Source organism: Mesorhizobium sp. C399B (genome assembly GCF_030323185.1).
Classification (GTDB): Bacteria; Pseudomonadota; Alphaproteobacteria; order Rhizobiales; family Rhizobiaceae; genus Mesorhizobium.
On sequence record NZ_CP100472.1, the window covers coordinates 633,577 to 653,361 of the forward strand.

Below are 19,785 nucleotides of genomic sequence, written 5' to 3' on the forward strand. Positions count from 1 at the left end.
GTATCATCTATGAAAATACCAAATCGGGAGGACGTTGGTGCAAACCAAGAAGATCATCAATGACGGCAATCGGGCCGTCGACGAGATGCTGGAAGGCATCCTGGCTGCGCATCCCCGCCATCTCAAAGCCGTTGACGGAAGCCCGCGCTCGATCATCGCCCGCGATGGACCGCGCCAAGGCAAGGTAGGCCTCGTCATTGGTGGCGGCTCGGGCCACGAGCCGAGTTTTCTCGGCTTCGTCGGCAAGGGGCTGGCCGACGCGGCGGCGATCGGCAATGTCTTCGCCTCTCCGCCGCCCGACCCGATCCTCGAATGCGCCAAGGCGGCGAGCGGCGGCGCCGGTGTGCTGTTCATGTACGGCAACTATGCCGGCGACGTCATGAATTTCGACATGGCGGCCGAGATGGCCGCGATGGACGACATCGAGGTGCGCACGGTGCTGAGCACCGACGACGTCGCTTCCGCGCCCGTTGGCGACAGGCACAAGCGGCGCGGTGTCGCAGGGAACTTCTTCATCTTCAAGGCGGCAGGCGCCGCTTGCGACCGCATGTTGTCTTTCGATGAATGCCAACGCATTGCCGGGAAAGCCAACGACCACACCTTTACCATGGGCGTCGCATTGGCGCCCTGTTCGTTGCCGCAAACCCGCCGGCCGAATTTCGAAATCGGACCCGACGAGATGGAGATCGGCATGGGCATCCATGGCGAACCCGGCATCGCACGCGGAAAACTCAAAACGGCCGACGAGATCACTGACGAAATGCTGGACAGGATTCTCGCCGAGATGGCGCCGGCACGCGGCGAAAAGGTCGCCGTGCTGGTCAATTCGCTGGGTTCGACGCCGCTGATGGAACTCTACATCATGAACCGGCGCGTGAAGCAGAGGCTTGACGATATCGGTGTATCCATTCACGCAAGCTGGGTCGGCAATTACTGCACCTCGCTCGAAATGGCCGGCGCTTCGATTACGCTGCACCACCTCGACGACGAGTTGCAAACGATGCTCGACCACCCTTGCGACTGCGCCATGTTCCGCGCCGGGTAAACTTGGTGAACGGCAAGGAACAAGAGATGACGACAATCGACACCACCCGCCTTGCCGCGATGTTCGCGGCCATCGCCGACGCCATGTCAGCCGACCGGGATCGGTTGTGCGCGCTTGACGGGGTGATCGGCGATGCCGACCACGGCATTGCCATGGAGCTTGGATTTTCCGCGGCACGCGATGCGGTGGCCGCATTGGATACCGGCACCACCGATCCGACCATCTTGCTGAACACGGCGGCGAAGTCGTTCCTCAATGCCGTCGGCGCCTCCTCGGGCCCGCTCTATGCCACGGCATTCATGCGCGGCGCGGCCGCCGTCAAGGGCAAGGCGACGCTCGACGACGCCGACGCGGTCGCTATGTTCCAAGCGATGGCCAGAGGCATTCAGGATCGCGGCAAGGCCGAGCCTGGCGAAAAGACGATGATCGATGCGTGGGCGCCGGCCGCGAGGGCTGCGGGCGAGGCACTGGCCGCCGGCAAGGGGCTGGCCGGCAGCCTCGCGGCTGCAGCCGAGGCGGCAAAGGCCGGCGCGGAGGCGACCAAGGCGATGATCGCCACCAAGGGCCGGGCCTCCCGCCTCGGCGAACGCTCGCTTGGCCATATGGATCCAGGCGCGGCGTCCGCCGTAACCGTCATCGAGGCGATGCGGATCGCCTTGACCGGCTAGGTCGGGAGCGAATCCTCAGCGCTTCGCGTCGAGCCTGTCGACAGCCTGCACATTGGCGGCAGAGGGACCGTTCGGATCGAACTCCGAGGCCAGCCAGGCGTCGGCGATCGATTTGGCCAGTTCGGGGCCGATGACGCGCGCACCCATGGTGATGATCTGGGCATTGTTGGATTTCGCAGCGCGTTCCGCCGAATAGGTGTCGTGGGTTAGCGCGGCACGGATTCCGGGCACCTTGTTGGCCGAGATGCTGACGCCGATGCCGGTGCCGCAAAACAGGATGGCGCGGTCGTAATTGCCGTCGACAATTTCGTGGCCGACCGCAGCGGCAATATCGGCGTAGAATCCGGCCTGGCTGAGATCGACGACCTGCAGTTCTGGCTTGGTGGCGAGATGCTTGGCGATGACATCGAGCAGCGGCTTGCCGGCGCTGTCGGCTCCGAGTGCGATCTTCATGGCAATTAACTCCTTCGTTTTCGTGGTCAGCGCGCGATGGCGGCCGACGCCTTTTTGAGAATGTCGATATAGCCTTCCGCTTGCCATGCCGAGCGGCCGATGAACAGCCCATCGATATGCGGCTGGCCGATCAGTTCGGCCGCGTTGCCGGGATTGACGCTGCCGCCGTAGAGCACAAGCGGGGCGGTCGGCAACCGGGTTGCTGCGATCTGCTTGATCAGCGCCTGCTGCTTGTCGGCATAGTCGGCGCTGGCCGGGATGCCGTTTTCGCCGATCGCCCACACCGGTTCATAGGCAAACAGAATTTCCGCCGACAACTCATTGTTTGTGAGACCCTGCAGCGCGCCCAGAACCTGCGCGGTCAGGATTTCATCAGCGCGGCCGCCCTCGCGCTCGGCCAGCGTCTCGCCGACACAAATCAAGGGTACGAAGCCGTGCTTGACTGCCGCTGCGGTTTTCAGTCCTACGATCTTGTCCGTCTCGCCAAAATGCTCACGGCGCTCGCTATGGCCGAGTTCGATCAGGTCGAGCCCACAATCCCTCAGCATCACCGGCGAAATCTCGCCCGTCCAGGCACCGGCATCGGCCCAATGCATGTTCTGGGCGCCGACCTTGACGCGGGTGTTGGCGAGCGCCGCCTTGACCTGCCGCACCGCGGTGAAGGGGGGAATGACGAAAGGCTGTATCGCCGGATCGAAGCCCGGCACGAACGCCGCCAATGCCTCGGCGAACTGCAGCGCCTCCGCCAGCGTCTTGTTCATCTTCCAGCTCGTGCCGACCCAATATGGGGCCATTCTTCTCTCCTTCGATCCGAAATTCGAATGATGCGTGTTTCCGGGTCTGCGCCGGCCTTCGGGCCGGCGGTTTGCCTCAAGCGCGAGGCTTGAGACTTTCGCGGCCGCTGTCGATGTAAGGCGCCCAGAAATCCACCGACTCACGGATCATTGCAATAACCTGATGATCGACCGGTTCCCTCTCCCGGAAGGAAAGTTCAAGGCAGATTTCATTGTCGGTTCCGCCACCCGCCCGCACGGCGTCGAGCAGCTTCTGCGGGATGATGCGGCCATCCTTGTTGTAGGCGGCGGTGAACGGCCAGTGCCCGCCCTTGTTCATCGACGATTGCTTGATGTGGATGATCGGCGATTGCAACGGGAACGCTTTCGCCCAGGCATAGGGATCAGTGTCGTCAGGATTGGGCGAGGTCACGTCGCCATGGTCGATGTCGACCATCATCTGCATCGGGATCGGCAGCTTGGCCGCATCGATGGCGCCCTGCAATTCGACGCAGCTTTCGATGGTGTGGCCAAACTCGCGGCCGACCGACATCGGTTCCCAGAAAAGGTAGGTCAGGCCCGCCGCTTTGGCGTGCTCGGCCACTTCGCGCCAGCATTCGAGCGCGATGCCGAGAAGCGCCGCGCGCCGCTGCGGATCGTCAAAATCCTTGTAGGTGAATATGGCGAACTGCGTGCCCATGCCCGACGCGCCGAGTTCGGCGGAGATGTCGGCGAAGGTCTTGAACCAATCGACATAATAGCGGCGCACATCCGCGTCCGGATGGCCGAAATGATTGAGCCGGCCATAGGGACCGGTCATACCCGAAGTGATCCGCACGCCGGTCCGCGCCAGGGCGCTGTTGAACAGGCGAACGAACTTGGCGATCGTTGCCGCCGGCCAGCCCGGATTGACGAATTCATGCGTCAGTTGCACGTCGCGGATGCCGATGCCATAGGCAATGGCGTCGATCAGATCGTCGGGATCGGCGAAGCGATTGACCAGCGGGTTGGTGTTCAGCGAAAGCGTGAAGGCCATCAGTTCACCGCCGCCATTGTCTTTGTGCACCAGTCTTCGAATGTTTTCCGCTCGGCCGCATTGATATGCAGCCCGTGTTTGGTCCGGCGTTCGAGAACGTCGGCGGCGGTCATCGCCCATTCGGTCTCGAACAGGAAGACAGCTTCGAGCTCATAGAAATCCGGGCCGAAACGACGGCCGAGATCGGCTTCGCCTTTTACGCCTTTCAGCAAGGCGCGCGTGCGCGTGCCGTAGCTGCGGGCATAGTGCTTCACCAGCGACGGGCTAAGCCACGAAAACTCGGCGTGCAGATCGCCCAGGAACTGCTCGAAATCCGCGTTGGGCAGGTCGCCTCCCGGCAGGGGAATTTTGGCTGTCCAGGCCTTCTTCATGGTCGGAAAGAAGGGCTGGATCTTTTCCAGCGCATGTTCGGACAGTTTGCGGAAGGTGGTGATCTTGCCGCCGAACACAGAAAGCAGCGGCGCGCCACCGTTCGGGGCGTCGAGTTCGAAGATGTAGTCGCGCGTCACCGCGCTCGGGTTGTCGGCATTGTCGTCATAGAGCGGCCGCACGCCCGAGAAACTGTAGACCACGTCTTGCGCGGTCAGCTGCCGCTTGAAGTAGCGATTGACCACCTTGATCAGATAATTGATCTCGCTTGCCTCGGCGGCCACTTCTTCGGGCCGACCTTCATAAGGAATGTCGGTGGTGCCGATCAGCGCCAGTTCGTTCTCATACGGGTTGACGAAGATCACCCGCTTGTCGTTGTTCTGGATGAGATAGGCCTGCCGTCCCTCCCAGAATTTCGGCACGACGATATGGCTTCCTTTCACCAAGCGAACGTTGCGGGTGGAATTCTGTCCAGCGACGCGGCTGACGATGTCATTCACCCATGGCCCGGCCGCGTTGACCAACCCGCGTGCGCGGGCCCTCGTCACAGCACCCGTGCGGCCATCCTGCATGTCGATCGACCACAGGCCGCCTTCGCGCCTGGCAGCAATACAGGCGGTGCGGGTGAAGACTTTTGCGCCGCGCTGACTGGCGTCGAGCGCATTGAGCAACACCAGCCTGGCGTCATCGACCCAGCAGTCCGAATATTCGAAGCCTCGTTTGAATTCATCCTTGATCGGCGCTCCTTCCGGCGCGGTTCTCAAATTCAGCGTCCTCGTTCCCGGCAGGCGCTTGCGGCCGCCAAGATGGTCGTAGAGAAACAGCCCGAGCCGGACCAGCCATGCCGGCCTGTCTTCGGGGCTGTGCGGCAGCACGAAGCGCATCGGCCAGATGATGTGCGGCGCCGCCTCAAGCAGCACCTCGCGCTCGATCAGCGCCTCGCGCACCAGCCGGAACTCGTAGTACTCGAGATAGCGCAGGCCCCCATGCACCAGCTTGCCGGAACGCGAGCTGGTGCCTTGCGCCAGATCGTCCTTCTCGCACAGGATGACCGACAGCCCGCGACCCGCGGCATCGCGCGCTATACCGGCGCCGTTGACGCCACCGCCGATCACGAAGAGATCGACAATATCCGTTGTATCGCTCAAGACTTAGCTCCTGTGCGGTGCGCCATCGATTTCCACACCGGATGCAGCGCCTGACGCGCCGCGACAAAGGACGGAAACAGCGCATCGTAGGTTTGCGAAAGCGCCTCGTCATAGGCGTCGCATTCGCCCAGCAGCGGCGTCACCCACTCGGCGCAGCAAACATCCATCGAGCGATAGACGCCAAGCCCGACCGCGGCCATCATCGCCGCACCCGCGGCGCCGGCTTCCTGGCGGCTGCTGGTCCTGACTTGCGCGCGGGTCGCCGCAGCGATGATACGGCGCAGCGACGGGCTGCGCGCGGCGCCGCCAGACAGGCGGATCTCGCTGGGCATGCTGCCCATCGCCTGGTAGCAATCGCGTGCCGCAAACGCCAATCCCTCGAGAACCGCGCGCGCCAGATCGCCAAAACCGTGCTTGACGGAAAGCCCGATGAAGCCGGCGCGCGCGTCTGGATCGACGAACGGTCCGCGTTCGCCGGCCAGCGAGATGTAGGGCTGATAGACCAGCGATCCGGGCTCCGATCCTTCGACCCAGGCATCGAGCGCTTTCAGCAATTCGTCGCGCGAAGGTTTTACACCGCTGGCGGTCAGCACGTCGCGCGCCAGTCCAAGCAGCCAGTCGATGTTGAGCGTCGCCGCCATATTGGATTGCAGTTGCGCATAGGCGCCGGGAACCGGCATGGCGATCGTGTAGCCTGATGCGTTGTCGTTGAGGATGACATCGTCGGCTGTGCGCGCCAGGCGCGTGTGGATGCCGGTCGAGCCGATGACCGTGCAGCCGACATTACCGCTTGGATCATAGAGGCCGGCGCCAAGCGCGGTGCTGACCATGTCAACGTAGCCCAGCACCACCGGCGTGCCCGCAAGCAGGCCGGTCTCGCCTGCTGCCGACACAGAAAGCGGATGATGATCGGTCGTGCCTTCGAGCATGGGCGGCAACAGGCGGCGGTGCGACGTCAGATCCAGAATGTCGAGCACCTCGTCGGAATAGCTGCGCGAGCGAAAATCGCCGAAGGTGAAGGTGCCTTCCGAAGGATCTGTGGCGCGCTCGCCGGTCATCTTGAAATAGAGCCAGTCCTTGCAGTGAAAGGCAGTGGCGGCGCGCTCCAGAATTTCCGGGCTGTTCCTCTTCAGCCAGCTGAGCTGAGCTCCCTGCTGGCAGGCGTTGAGCCCGGTGCCGGTGATCTCGAACCGCGTGCGATCCCGGGGATCGCCGCGCATCTCGTCCACCAGATGGCCGGCGCGGGCATCGAGCCAGAGCCACGCGCGCCCGACCGGCATGCCGTCGCGATCGATCAGCCAGGTGCCGTCGCCCTGCCCGGTGATCGCGACAGAAGCGGCTCGCCGCGCGAGGTCGGGAATTTTCGTCGCCAGATCGCGAACCGTCAGCGCCATGTCGCGCCAGGTTTGATCAAGGTCCTGCTCGGCGCCGCCGCCTTGCAGCGTGACGAAGCTGTTGCTCACCGACGCCATGGCAAGCTGCCGCCCCGACAGATCGAAAGCGACCGATTTGATCACGGACGTTCCCGCGTCGATCCCGATCAGCAGGTCTTTCATGCCGCAAGTTCCGGATGTTTATGAAGGCAATTCACAAGGAGCAGTCTTTGTTGTCTCGAACCCATGGAAGAGCCAGGGAGTGTCCGCGAAGGACACCCCCTGAGCAGGTTTTACTCCGACAGCACGAAGGGTGCGGTGTACTTGTCCACATTGTCCTTGGTGATGAGAAGGCAATCGAACAGCTGCTTCTCGCTGGTGGCGCCGGTAGCGCCCGACTTGATGAACGAGTCGGCCTGCTGCACAGCCTTGGCCGAGAAGATGGCCACCGGCTGAAGCACGGTGTACTGCAGTTCGCCGGACTTGATCGCCGCAACCGCATCCGGGGAGCCGTCAAAGCCGCCGACCTTGATGCCGGCGAGCTTGCCGGCTTCCTTCAGTGCCGCAACCGCACCAAGCGCCATTTCATCGTTGCCGCTGATCACGGCGATGATGTCGGGATTGGCCTGCAGCATGCTCTGCATCTTGTCGTGGCCCTGGGTGCGATCCCAGTTGGCGACCTGCGAAGCAGCCTTTTCGAGATCCGGATACTGGCTCAGCACGGTCGCGTAGCCGTTCGAGCGCGTGGCCGCGTTGTTGTCCGACGGGGCGCCGAGCAGTTCGACATATTTGCCCTTTTCACCGACCGCCTGCACCCACTGCTGGGCGCCGAGGGCTGCACCCTGCGCGTTGTTGGAGACGAGCTGTCCCTTGGCAAGGCCTTCCTGGTTGATCTCGGCATTGACGAGGAAAACCGGGATGTTGGCGGCAATCGCCTTCTTCACCGCGCCGACCGAACCATCGGCATTGGCCGGGTCGAGGATGATCGCCACCGACTTGTTGGTGATGGCGGTATCGATCAGATTGCTTTCCGTATTGGTATCCCCCTTATGGGCAGCGACATTCGCCGTATAGCCGAGCTTTTCGGCTTCGGCCTTGGCGACGTTGCCTTCGGTCAGCCAGTAGGGGTTGGCCGGATCGTTGACGATGATCGAGATCAGGCCAGCGGCCGATGCGGCTGCGCTAAACCCGACCATCATCGCGGCGGCAAGCAAACTTCTAAGCACGATTTTCATGTACATTCCTCCAATGATTTACGCGGTATTGCTGCCAGTCAGCTGGCAGTCTTCCCTTGGGCAGGATTGGCCGGTTCGGCCTTCCCCCGTTTCTGAGAAGTCGGTTGGCCGCCCGTCGAAGTTGGAAGCTTGCTACGGCGGCGATACTGAACGGCGTTGAGGAGCACGGCGAGCACGATGACCGCGCCGGTGAACACTGTCTGCCAGTAGGATGAGATGCCGATGATCACCAGACCGTCGGACAGGAAGCCGATGACGAAGGCCCCGAGCAGGGTGCCGCGAATATTGCCGCGGCCGCCGGTCAGTGCGGCGCCGCCGATGACGACGGCGGCGATGGCCGTCAATTCGTAGGTGGTGCCCGCGGTCGGCCCGGCCGAGGTCAACTGCGAGGACAGGATCAGGCCGGCAATGGCGGCACAGATGCCTGAAAGCACATATACCGAAATCTGCACGGTCTTGACCGGAACGCCGGAGAGTTCGGCGGCGCGCTCATTACCGCCCGAGGCGTAGAGCCAGCGCCCGAACGCGGTGCGGTTCAAGACGATGCTGCCGATCAGCGCGATGACCGCCAGCACCACCACGCCGGTCGGCACGCCGAACAGACGGTTGAAGCCAAGCGCGTCGAAACCGGTGTTGCCCAGCTCCGGCTTGCCGCCGAGATTGTTGTAGGTCAGGCCGCTGGTCATCAGCAGCGCCAAGCCGCGCGCCATGTACATGACGCCGAGCGTGGCGACGAAGGCCGGAACCTTGAACCGCGCGATCAGCACGCCGTTGATCAGCCCGACGGCCGCGCCCAGCATGCAGGCCAGCACCGCGACCACCCAGACGGGCGGATAGAGAACGACGCCCAGCCAGGTCAGCGTCACGCCCTGCATCAGAAACCCGGCGACGACGCCGGCAAGCCCGAGTGTCGAGCCGACCGACAGGTCGATGCCGCCATTGAGAATGACGAGCAGCATGCCGACGGCGAGAATCCCGAAGATGGCGACATGCGAGGCCATGGTCAGGAAATTCGCCACCGAGAGGTAGTAGGGCGACAGGATCGAGAAGACGACGATGATAACGATCAGGGCAAAGAAGGCCCGGCCTTCGAGCAGCAGCTTGGCCACGTCGAAGCCCTCGCCGCCCGCATTGGGGCTGGACTGTTTGCTGGCCTGGCTGACATCGCTCATGGGTCGGGGCTCCGAAATTCTATGGTCAGGCGACCACGGCTTCGCCGGAGGCGGCCATGATCTGCTCTTTGGTGGCGTTGGCGCCAAATTCGGCTGAAATCTTGCCGCGCCGCATCACGACGATGCGATGGGCGATGCTGAGGCACTCATTGACCTCCGAAGTCGAGAAGACGACCGCCAAGCCTTGCGCGGCGCGCTCGCTGAGCAAGCGAAAGACTTCGGCCTTGGCGCCGACATCGATGCCGCGGCTCGGCTCGTCGAGAAGGATGACCTTGGGATCTGTCGTCAGCATCTTGCCGATGACGACCTTCTGCTGGTTGCCGCCCGACAGCGATCCGATCATGGCGTTGCCGCCCGCGGTCTTGATGGTCACCTTGCGGATCGAATCATCGATCAGTGCGCGTTCCCTCGGCCGGGAGAGGAACAGGCCTTTCGCGAACGCCTCGATGCTGGCAAGCGACAGATTGCGGCCGACCGTCATGGTCTGAACCAGGCCGTCGCGCTGGCGATCCTCGGGCACCAGCACCAGACCTCTGGCGATACGCTGCGCAATGGTCAGCCCCGAGACGTCCTCGCCTTCGAGCAGCGCCCGCCCGCCCGCCATGGGCACACGGCCGGCGACGGCCTCCAGCAATTCCGTGCGGCCCGCGCCCATCAGCCCATAGATGCAGACGATCTCGCCCGCTTTGACATCCAGCGACAGATGATCGACCACATATCCTGAACCCGAAGCGTCGGTGACGCTGACATCCTCGATCGACAGCGCCACCGCGCCGAACTCGTGGCCGGTCGGCGGCGAGCCGAGATCGAAATTCTCGCCCACCATGTTGCGGACGATCCATTCGAGGTCGATGTCCTTGGCCTCGGCCGTCGCCGTGATCGCCCCGTCACGCAGCACGACGGCGTAGTCGGTGATCTGCAGCGCCTCTTCGAGGTGATGCGAGATGTAGACGATGGAGACGCCGCGGCTGGTCAGGTCGCGGATCACCTTGAACAGCACCTCCACCTCGGTCGCGCTCAGCGCGGAGGTCGGCTCGTCCATGATCAGGATGCGGGAATCGACCGACAGCGCGCGTGCGATCTCGACGATCTGTTGCTGCCCCAGGCGCAGGTCCTCGACCAGGGTCATCGGATCGATGTCTTCTTCGAGGTCGGCCATCAGCGCCCGCGCCTGGCGCGCCTCCTCGGCGAAGTCGAGGCCGGTTCTGGTGCGCAGTTCGCGGCCCATGAAGATGTTGTCGCGAACGCTCAGATTCGGCGCCAGGCTGAGCTCCTGGTGGATGATCGAAATGCCGCGATCGCGCGCGTCTGAAGACGAGGCAAAGCTGACGAGATTGCCGTCGAGCACGATGTCGCCGGATGTCGGCGTCACCACGCCGGACAGGATCTTCATCAGCGTCGATTTGCCGGCGCCATTCTCTCCGAACAGGGTGGTGACCTTGCCGCGATGGATGTCGAAGTTGACGCCCTTGAGCGCGTGAACGCCGCCATACGACATGACGACATTGCGCGCCGAAAGCACGGCATCGCCAGTCGCGGGTTCTGTGCCGGCAGCCATTGTCATTTGACGTCCAGCCTCACCGGTGTGACCAGCCAGCTCTTCGGATTGACCAGCTTGAAGACGCCGACCACCGCTATTGTCTTGCCGGTCAAGGCGCTGGTGTCGACTTTCGCCAGCACCTCCTTCTTCATCTCGTTGTTCAGCGCCGAGCCGGCGTCCTGATACTCGATCTGGTTGGTGAACTGACCAAAGGTGATCTTGCCGGTGGCGTCGCGAAGCTCGGTGCCGTTGATCGCCGGCCCAGTCTGTACGCGGACGGTCAACGTGTCCGGCAAACCGTCGACGGCGACCTTGTAGATGCCCGATTTTCCCTCGCCGACGACGCCGGTGAACTTGACCGAGATGACCGGTCCGACTCCCGCCGGCACGCCATATTCCTTTTCGGCCGTCGCCCTGTCCTTGGCGATCGCCGTCGCCACCGTCGCGGCGTCCGCGGCACGCGCTTCGACATCGGCTTGCACCTTGGGGAATTCAGATTTCCCGTAGTCGGCCGCCGAAAACACGGCGTTGCGAACATCGCCGGCAGAGCCGATCTTGATCACCTTGGTGTCGAGCGCCATGGCGCCGAGCAGAACCAGAGCCGCGGCGCCGGCAAGGACCCGGCGCAGGCCGGGCGAAGCTTGCCGGGCGGTGGCCTTCGCGCTCATGATGCAACCACCAGCGGTGCGGATTGTCCGTTGTCACGCATTCGAAGTTCCTCCGTTCACGCGGCGCTTCGCGGCCCCGGCTGCATCGTCGAGCTCGACCAGCGCGCGGGCCGTGCATTCGTCGGTGATCAGGCCGCTGAGATAACGGCTTTCGAGTACTGCCTTGATGGCGCGTACCTTCACCTTGCCGCCGGCGACGGCAACGATCCTGCGGCCCTTCAACTGGTCTCGCGGAAGCGCCAGGATTCTTTCCGACAGCGCTGTTTCGACCGGGCGCCCCTTGTCGTCGAAGAAATGCGCCAGCAACTCGCCAACGCCGCCGTCCCGTTTGACATCGTCGATTTCGGACGGCTCGATCATGCCTGTGGCAACCAGCGACGCCTCCCGCTCGGCCGTGCCTATTCCGACGAACATCAGGTCGGAGCGGCTAGCGAGAGCGAAGACATCGCTGATGCCGCGCTGACCAAGCAGCACCTCGCGGTCCTCGGCGGTGTTGGCGACAAAAGGCACCGGCATGACAAAGGCCTGCGCGCCGGTCCGCTCTGCCAGGCGATGCATGACGTCGTGCGGGTTGGCGGCGAATTTGCGCGTCACGCCGCCAAGCAGCGAGACGAAACGGATGTGAGCAGCAGTTGCGCGCGTCAGATATTCGACGCTGGCGGCAAGCGTGCGGCCATGGCCGACGCCGATCAGCATGTCTTCGCCGCGATCGATTTCGCGCTTCAGGAACTGGGCGCCGGCAATGCCCAGCCCCTTGAGCGGCAGTTCGTCCTGATCGAGATCGGGAACCACCTCGCAATAGTGGAGCCCATAGGCGGCGATCAGGCGCTGTTCCAGGTCGACGCATTCGGCGACGTCGCCGTCGATGAAGACCCTGACCAGACCTTCCTGGTTGGCCTTGGTGATCAGCCTATGCGCCTTGAGGCTGGTCAGGCCAAGCCGCTTGGCCACCTGGGCCTGGGTCAGACCACCGGCATAGTGCAGCCAGGCCGCGCGCGTGGCGAGGCTGGATTCATGGTCGCGGTTTGCGCTTCCGCCGGAATTCAAGCCATCCCCTCCCCAGGGTGATAATATTATCTTTGTGTGCAAAAATTTTCATACCTTTGCACCGCTGTCAATCCCTCCGCAGATGGTTGCCTCAGCCGACGTTCGGCAGCCAACGCGAGCCTATTAGAAGGTAAGCATACAATATGACCATACGGTAGTGTTAATTTAACGTCAATTTGTGTTACCGTATCCAGTGACGGCATGAGCCCGTAGGCGCCGGCAAATCCCAATCCGGGTGCAAAATGGGAAGGTTGATGCACAGGGCGCAACAAGGGCAAATCGATCGGATTGCCTCAGGAAAAGCTAGGCGTCGGCGATCAAGCGATCAGTCCAGCCGCATCAGGTTCCTGCCTTCGAGCTCGACAACAGCGGCTTCGACCTCCCGCGTGAGGCGCTCGGTGCTCCACCCCAACGCCCGCCCCGCGATCGCGGCAATCTCCTGCAGGTCGCGGCTCGTCAGCGAGCCGCCTATCGCCAACGTGCTGCGGCGCATAACGACATCGGCCAGATGTTCGACGAACTCGTTGCGCGCGATGTAGTCGATTTCCGCCTTGCCGTAGCCGCCGGAGTCCGGCAGGCAACCCTCATCATCCGACCCGTGCCTGGCGATCTCAACGGCTCTGGTCCCGTAGCGCGACAGCAATTGATCAAGGCGCCCTTCCCCGGCGCCCGTTGCCTGCTGTGCCTCAGCCAGCCAGTCCGCGCGCGCGGCGGCATTGGCCGGAAAATCCCGCCCACCGCCGATCGGCATCGACTGAGTCGACATCTTGCGGCTGCGCTGCAAGCGCTTGAGTACGGTATCAGTGACTTCCTCGGCAAAGCCGCGGAACGTCGTCCATTTGCCGCCGACCAGCGAAATGACTGCAAAGGGCCTGTTGCCGTCCGGCTCGGCAACGGGCGCCGAATGATCGCGGCTGATCAGTCCGGGCGTCGCTGCTTCAGACGTCGGCAGCGGCCGGATGCCGCTATAGGCGTAGACGATCTGGTCGCGCTCGAACGCCATGCCCGGCAGCAGCGTTCGCACGCTGTCGAGCAGATAGTCGACTTCTTCGGGTTCGCAGCGGACCGCGTCCGGATTGTCGGCCTTGATGTCGGTCGAGCCGACCAGCGCCAGGCCGAGATAGTCGTAGACCAGGCAGATGCGGCCGTCATCGGCCTCGAAATAGAGCATGCGCCCGGCGAGGCTTTTGACCAGTTCGTCATGCCTTAAAAGGATATGCGAGCCCTTGGTGCCGCCGATCATCTTCGATGGAGCACCAAGCAGCGCGTTGACGTCGTCGATCCACGGACCGGCGGCGTTCACCACCAGCTTCGGCCGCACCGAAAAGGCCGCGCCGTTTTCCGGCTGGAAGGTGAGCACGCCATTGGCTGAAGCCGCCAGTGTCGTGTAGTTGGCACCGGCAGACGCCGCGTGAGCCTGCAAGCCGTCGAGGATCAGTTCCAGCACCAGCCTTTCCGGGTGACTTATCTTGGCGTCGTAGTAGGTGCCGGTGGCGACGATCGCCGGATTGAGCGCCGGCATCTCAACAAGCGCCTGCCGCCGCCCGACCATGCGGTGGCGCGGCATGACCTGGTTTCGTGAACCGTAGAAATCGTAGATCATCAAGCCGATCTTGATCAGTATGGCGCCGCGGCTGCGCGGCGCGCTGGTCGAGCCGAACAGCGTTCGCAACGCCGCGAGCATGCCCTTGCTCCACGAGAAGATCGGGATGACGGTCGGCAGCGGGCTGACATAGTGCGGCGCGTTTTGAAGAAGCAGATTGCGTTCGAGCGTCGACTGCGCCACCAGCCCGAACTCGCCGGTCTCGAGATATTTCAAGCCGCCGTGGATGAGCCTCGACGGCGCGGCACTGGTGCCCGAGCCGAAATCCGCCTTTTCGACGATCAGGCAGCTGACACCTTGCGCGCACAGATCGCGAAACAGCCCAGCCCCGTTGATGCCGGCGCCAAGAATGACGACGTCGACTTCGCCGGTCCCGGCCATCGCGGCGAGACGCCCGGCGGGATTGTCCGCCGCTGCTCCATCTGTTGGGTTCATGGCGCCTTCGTCTTGACGATGCGCAGTTTCACCCCGGCTCGCTCGAGGCTCTGCGCCTGCGCATCGCCGAGGCCCTCGGTCACCAGCACGGCGTCGAAACTGGTCAAATCGTCGAAGACATGCAGCGCGATCCGGTCGAACTTTGCGTGGTCGACCAAAAGGACGCGCTTCACGGAGGCGGTCATCATCGCCTGCTTGACCCGCACGACATTCGGATCCTGGATGAAAGCAGTGGTTCCGGTGACGGCCGAAGCCGAACAGATCAGCACATTGGCGCGCAACTGCGCCACGGCGTTCTCGCAGACAATGCCGATATAGGCATTGTAAGTGGGATGATACTGGCCGCCGAGGCAGATGAAATCGATATCGTCCACATTGATCAATTGGCCCGCCGTCGAGACGCTGTTGGAAATGACGGTCAGCGGCTTGACGTCGAGCAGCAGCGTCGCGACCGCGTTTGCCGTCGATGAATCGTCCAGCATCACCACCTGGCCGGCCTCGATATAATCCAGTGCCGCCCGCGCCAGTGCATCCTTCTCGGCTCGATTGACGGTCACCCGGTAGCGGAAAGCGCTCTCGTAGAGGCCGGAAGGCTGGACCGTCACCGCACCGTGCAGCTTGCGCAGCACGCCCTGCTGCGCCAGCCGGTCGATATGCCGGTGGATGGTCATGCGCGACACGCCGAAATGCTCGACCAGATCATCGATGCGCACCTGGCCGAGCTTGATCACATAATCGGCGATCTCTTCGCGTCGTTCGTCGGCCTTGATCATGCGTTTACCCCCGCCAGCCTTTCGATATCAGGCCAATGCGACTTCAGCTGCTCGGCTATGCGGCAGTAGAGCGAAAACCGCTCATTGAACACAGCACTGGAGGCGGGCACGGTTTGGTACGTCCGCTCCGTCATGCCGACCTGCCTGGCGCCCTCTTGCGGCGTCTTGAACAAGCCGACCGCAGCACCTGCGCAAAGCGCGGCACCGAGGGCCGCGGTCTCATCCGTCGAGGTGACGGTGACCGGGGCGTTCAGCACGTCGGCAAACATCTGGACGAAAGCAGGATTGCGCGAACCGCCGCCGGTCAGGCGGATCTCGCTGACGGCAAAGCCGTCGCGCAAAGCCTCGACATGGGTGCGGTGATTGAAGGCGATGCCTTCCAGAACCGCCTTCAGCATGTCGCCGCGATTGTGCCAGCCATGCAGGCCGACAAAGCTGCCGCTGGCCAAATCGCCATAGGGAGAGCCGAACAGATAGGGATGAAACAGGATGGTCGAAGGCTTCTTCAACGCCGCGTCGATCTCTCCCGCCAGCGATTCGTGGAGCGAGCCGCCATCCGCGTTTGTCCTGTCTTGCTCCAAGCGACAGAAAGTGTCGAGAAACCAGTCGTAGTTCGCGGTCGAGGCCGGCGAGATCGACATGTTGTTCCAACGCCCCGCATCGATGGCGTTGCGGCAGAACCAACGTCGGTCGACGCGCGGTTGCGAAGAGACGACTTCGTTGATGGAATACGTGCCGGCGACGATGGCGAGCACGCCGTCTTCATGGCCGCCCATGCCAAGCGCCGAGGCGGCCACGTCGTGCAGGCCGCAGGCGACCGGTGTTCCCCTGCGAAGGCTGGTCCTTTCGGCGGCATCGGCTGTGACTTGACCGGCGATGTCAGCGGAATGCGCCACCGGCGGCAGCGCGTTGAACAGATCCTCCAACCCGAAGATGCGCAGCGCTTCAGGCGCATAGGCTTGCGTGCGAAAATCCGTGAATGAAGTGCTGGCCTCCGTGCGGTCGGTCCCGATCGTGCCGGTCAGGCAAAAGCGCAGCCAGTCCTTGCAGGCCAGCACATGGCCGATGCGGCCATAGCGATCAGGATCGTTCTGCTTAAGCCACGCCAGCAGCGCCGACGGCGCCGAAACATGCGGCGTCTGGCCTGTCGTCGCCAGTGCATCGGTGAAAACGGTACCGGCGGACCAGCTTTCGACAATGTCGCCGGCGCGGCTGTCGAGCGACAGGATGCCTGGTCCCAAAGGCTGACGATCATGATCGAGCAGATAGAGACCATCGCCATGCGCGGTCGCCGCCACCGCCTTGATGTCTTCCGCCGGCCTGCCGGAGAGCGCGATCGCCTCCTTGATGGCGTCGGCTGTTGCTTGCCACAGGCCTGACATGTCGCGCTCCACCCAGCGCGCGTGGGGCATCGATTGCGGCACCCGACGACGGGCCACGGACAATTGCGTGCCGTCGGCATCGAAGATGACCGCCTTGGTGACCGTGAGGCCGTTATCGATTCCGAGCAGGCTGGGCATGATCACCGCCTCTTTCAGCAACTGGCGATTGCTACAGGGCGATCCTGCAGTCTGATGCAAGGGCGAAACACATGGCGACAACCCCGATTGAGCAAGGGGGACAAACGGCAAAAGCACCTCGCCGCAACAAAGAACTCATATCTTTATGTGAATTTAACGTCAACATACGCGACAAAAAGGCTTCGGCGCCAGGGAGCCACGGATGGATCTCGCGGTTGCCAGGCGACGCGTAATCAGCTGCTAAGGCCGTCACGGATGGCGCTGAAATAGCGGTCGGTTCCAACCTGCCCGCCCTTGAGTGCCACCTCCAGCCCATCGATCGCCTTGACGCGCGAGTGAGCGACGCAAAGCGGCGAGCCCGGCGACGCCGGCAACGGCATCCGCACGGTCAGCGCATCGACACCCATCTGGCCGAGCGCGTGGCTCGACGTATCGCCGCCGGCAACGACCACGCGCTGCAACTTCTGCTCGATGGTCAGCGCGCGAAGCAGTTCGCCGAGGCCCCGCCCGAGCTTGTGGCGGGCGCCTTCCTGGCGGTCGATTTCGCCCCCCCTGTCGGCCGTGGGTCCAAGGGCCGTGTAGAGAACGACGCTGCGCCCGGCTTCCAGGCTGGCGCGACCGGCTAGCGCTGCGCGTGCGATCGCATCTCCGGAAGCTTCGGAGATCAGTTCGACGGGATCGACCTCGATGCCGTCGAAGCCGTCAGTCAAAGCGTGACGGATCTGTCGTTCGGTCGTCGACGAACAACTGCCCGAGACGACCGCGATCCGGTCGGCGGCACCCGGCGGCGAAAATTCTGGTTCAGCTCTGACTGTCCCGTTCGACACCCATTCGGCCAGCAGCGCATATTCGATCCCCGACGAGCCGACGACGAACGAACCGCCCGGCTTGCGGGCGCGCCATATCTCCTTGCCGGCAAGCGCCTGCGTCTCGAGGCTGTCGACATCGACAAGTACGATGTCGGTGCCCTTTGCGAGCAAGCGGTCGAAGGCTTCCGAGCGCGACGCCGACTGCAACGTCGCGAGATCGACCAGCCCCGATGTGAGCTCCGTCTGCCGCGACAGATGGATCAGCAGGTCGGATTCATCCATCGGCGTCGTCGGGTGGCGGCTCATCACCGGATGGCGGTCGATGCGGAAATACTTTTCACGATAGGCCGCGAACAAATGACCGAAGGCGGTGTAACGCTTGAGCTGCGGCGCCCCGACCAGCAGCGGCACGCTGTCCTGCGCGAAGACCGAGCGGCCGATCTCGATGGCGCGACCGATGCTGCCGATCGTCGGACTAGAATCGAAGGTCGAGCAGACCTTGTAGTGACAGATCGCGGCATTCAGCGTCTTCAGCCAAGCGAAGGCATCGCTCAGATGCGTGTCCATCCATTGTGGCGTCTCGCTGCGGCTGGTGCCGGCCAATCCAATGGCGCGGCAGTGGCTGAACTGCGCAAGCATGGCCGCGTCCGGCTGGCGCATAAATAGCACGGTCGGCACGCCGCCGAGTTCGAGCGCTTCCATGACGTCGGTCGAGCCGGTGAGGTCGTCGCCATAATAGCTGAGAAGCAGGTCTTGCATTGCTTCAGGCTGCTTTGCCGTCGCCGAATTTTTCGATCGACCGCGCCAGCTCCGGATGGCTCAAGGCGAAATCCGCCAGCGGAATGCCGTCGACCGCCGCCTGCCAGGCCTGCTGCACGGCACGCACCCCGGCGCCCGGTCCATCCGGATGGCTGACGATGCCGCCGCCGCACAGATAGAGCAGATCGACCGTCCGGCCGGTCCGTTCATAGGTCTCGGGCGCTTGCCCGCCCCATTGGCCGGAGCCCGCCACAGGCAAGGCGCAATCCTCAGGGGCAAAAATCGGCGTCGTCACCGCCTTGAAGGACTCGACGAAAGACGCGTCCGGCTCCCAGTATTTCGATTGGATGCCGTTGATCTGGAACTGGTCGACGCCGAGCAGCCGCCAGAACTGTTGCCAGACCTTGAAGTTCATACCGAGGCCGGGATGGCGGGTGAGGATGTCCCAGCCGTTGCGATGAGCGTGAAGCACCAGGCTGGAGCGTTTTCTCAAGAAGGCCAGGCCACCGAAACCGACGGAGTTGATGTTGACCACCGCGCAATTTCCGCCGGCCTTGGCCACCAGATCGTGATTGCGCATCATCTCGTCCGGGTCGGCATGCGAGATGCCGAAGGCGTACATCACCTTCTTGCCGGTCCTCTGCTCGTGGTCGAGGATCAGCGGCATGATTGCCTTTACCCGCTCCGCCAGCGGCGAATAGGCTGGGCTCATCAGCTTCTCATCGTCCTTGATGAAATCGACACCGGCGGCGATCAGCTCGCCCACCATCGCGGCGGTTTCGGGGGGCCGCAGCCCCAGCGCCGGCTTGACGATGGTGCCGATGATCGGCCGATCCGTGACACCTGTCAGCCTGCGGCTGCCGGCGACGCCGAATTGCGGACCTGGATGCGCGCCGCGGAATTGCTCCGGCAGCTTCATGTCGACAACGCGAATGCCGGTTAGGCCCTTGATCGAATAGGCGCCGCCGATGGCAATGGTCATCAGAGCCGACAGGTCGTGGCCGATGGCATCGAATGGAAAGGCGATGTCGACATCCGCGCGCTTGAACGGCCCGTTACCGGCCTCGGGAATGGAGGGGCGAAGTGCGTCCGGCAGGTGCCGAATGGCCAGGACACGCGCGGCCACCCGGGCTTTCAGTTCCTCGGTCTCGCCGGGCAGCGCGACGAAGGTTCCAGTCGACTGGTCGCTGGCGATCTTGGCTGCCAGCGTCTCGATGCTGCCTGATGTCTCGATGCGGTAGGTGAGCGTGATCATGATTCGTTGTCTGAGGCCGCAGGGGGTTCGAAAAGAGTTCCTTGATCGTCGGAATCTGGTATAATGAGTACATAAGCTTTGCAAGCAATATCCTGTCTGGCGGC

At 63.3% G+C, this 19,785-nt stretch carries 17 protein-coding genes; 2 read left to right on the plus strand and 15 right to left on the minus strand.

Annotated features, from left to right (window positions below; translation table 11 throughout):
* The first annotated feature begins 37 nt into the window (after nucleotides 1-37).
* Nucleotides 38-1,045 (plus strand): dihydroxyacetone kinase subunit DhaK, encoded by a 1,008-nt coding sequence (locus tag NLY36_RS03135; RefSeq protein WP_023688205.1) that lies wholly within the window; start codon nucleotides 38-40, stop codon nucleotides 1,043-1,045.
* 26 nt (nucleotides 1,046-1,071) lie between these two features.
* Nucleotides 1,072-1,713, plus strand: coding sequence for a dihydroxyacetone kinase subunit DhaL (gene dhaL, locus NLY36_RS03140; RefSeq protein ID WP_023688204.1), 642 nt, complete (start codon nucleotides 1,072-1,074; stop codon nucleotides 1,711-1,713).
* Nucleotides 1,714-1,728: 15 nt separating this feature from the next.
* On the opposite strand, the gene derI is transcribed toward dhaL, so the two are convergent.
* The 15 genes from derI to oiaX all read right to left on the minus strand — a co-directional run bounded on the left by derI (nucleotide 1,729) and on the right by oiaX (nucleotide 19,681).
* Nucleotides 1,729-2,166, minus strand: a complete 438-nt coding sequence (gene derI, locus NLY36_RS03145; protein WP_023688203.1) for a D-erythrulose-4-phosphate isomerase — start codon at nucleotides 2,164-2,166, stop codon at nucleotides 1,729-1,731.
* Between the two features lie 26 nt (nucleotides 2,167-2,192).
* Nucleotides 2,193-2,960, minus strand: a complete 768-nt coding sequence (locus NLY36_RS03150) for a triose-phosphate isomerase (protein ID WP_023735285.1) — start codon at nucleotides 2,958-2,960, stop codon at nucleotides 2,193-2,195.
* Between the two features lie 76 nt (nucleotides 2,961-3,036).
* Nucleotides 3,037-3,975: a sugar phosphate isomerase/epimerase family protein gene (locus NLY36_RS03155; protein WP_023691090.1), complete on the minus strand. Its 939-nt coding sequence runs from the start codon at nucleotides 3,973-3,975 to the stop codon at nucleotides 3,037-3,039.
* Complete coding sequence (locus NLY36_RS03160) at nucleotides 3,975-5,492, minus strand: glycerol-3-phosphate dehydrogenase (RefSeq protein WP_023735284.1); 1,518 nt, start codon at nucleotides 5,490-5,492, stop codon at nucleotides 3,975-3,977. Before NLY36_RS03160 ends, NLY36_RS03155 begins: the two co-directional genes overlap by 1 nt.
* Nucleotides 5,489-7,048 carry an FGGY-family carbohydrate kinase gene (locus tag NLY36_RS03165; RefSeq protein WP_023735283.1) on the minus strand — a complete coding sequence of 520 codons (1,560 nt, stop codon included), beginning with the start codon at nucleotides 7,046-7,048 and terminating at the stop codon, nucleotides 5,489-5,491. The genes NLY36_RS03160 and NLY36_RS03165 overlap by 4 nt, the downstream gene beginning before the upstream one ends.
* 110 nt (nucleotides 7,049-7,158) lie before the next feature.
* Complete coding sequence (locus NLY36_RS03170) at nucleotides 7,159-8,100, minus strand: D-ribose ABC transporter substrate-binding protein (RefSeq protein WP_084026169.1); 942 nt, start codon at nucleotides 8,098-8,100, stop codon at nucleotides 7,159-7,161.
* 38 nt (nucleotides 8,101-8,138) lie between these two features.
* Nucleotides 8,139-9,272, minus strand: a complete 1,134-nt coding sequence (locus tag NLY36_RS03175) for an ABC transporter permease (RefSeq protein WP_023697631.1) — start codon at nucleotides 9,270-9,272, stop codon at nucleotides 8,139-8,141.
* Between the two features lie 25 nt (nucleotides 9,273-9,297).
* A complete protein-coding gene (locus tag NLY36_RS03180) occupies nucleotides 9,298-10,836 on the minus strand; it encodes a sugar ABC transporter ATP-binding protein (protein WP_023697632.1) in 1,539 nt (512 codons plus the stop codon).
* Nucleotides 10,833-11,480: a DUF2291 domain-containing protein gene (locus tag NLY36_RS03185; RefSeq protein WP_023697633.1), complete on the minus strand. Its 648-nt coding sequence runs from the start codon at nucleotides 11,478-11,480 to the stop codon at nucleotides 10,833-10,835. Before NLY36_RS03185 ends, NLY36_RS03180 begins: the two co-directional genes overlap by 4 nt.
* Before the next feature lie 33 nt (nucleotides 11,481-11,513).
* Entirely contained in the window at nucleotides 11,514-12,527 is a 1,014-nt protein-coding gene (locus NLY36_RS03190; RefSeq protein WP_023697634.1) for a sugar-binding transcriptional regulator, read from the minus strand.
* A 325-nt stretch (nucleotides 12,528-12,852) separates the two neighbouring features.
* Entirely contained in the window at nucleotides 12,853-14,565 is a 1,713-nt protein-coding gene (locus NLY36_RS03195) for a glycerol-3-phosphate dehydrogenase/oxidase (protein WP_023735282.1), read from the minus strand.
* Entirely contained in the window at nucleotides 14,562-15,338 is a 777-nt protein-coding gene (locus tag NLY36_RS03200; protein WP_031249056.1) for a DeoR/GlpR family DNA-binding transcription regulator, read from the minus strand. The genes NLY36_RS03195 and NLY36_RS03200 overlap by 4 nt, the downstream gene beginning before the upstream one ends.
* A complete protein-coding gene (locus NLY36_RS03205; RefSeq protein ID WP_023735281.1) occupies nucleotides 15,335-16,858 on the minus strand; it encodes an FGGY-family carbohydrate kinase in 1,524 nt (507 codons plus the stop codon). The genes NLY36_RS03200 and NLY36_RS03205 overlap by 4 nt, the downstream gene beginning before the upstream one ends.
* A gap of 233 nt (nucleotides 16,859-17,091) precedes the next feature.
* Nucleotides 17,092-18,426: a four-carbon acid sugar kinase family protein gene (locus NLY36_RS03210; RefSeq protein WP_023697637.1), complete on the minus strand. Its 1,335-nt coding sequence runs from the start codon at nucleotides 18,424-18,426 to the stop codon at nucleotides 17,092-17,094.
* A 4-nt stretch (nucleotides 18,427-18,430) separates the two neighbouring features.
* Nucleotides 18,431-19,681 carry a 3-oxo-isoapionate-4-phosphate decarboxylase OiaX gene (oiaX, locus tag NLY36_RS03215; protein ID WP_023697638.1) on the minus strand — a complete coding sequence of 417 codons (1,251 nt, stop codon included), beginning with the start codon at nucleotides 19,679-19,681 and terminating at the stop codon, nucleotides 18,431-18,433.
* Nucleotides 19,682-19,785 lie beyond the last annotated feature (104 nt).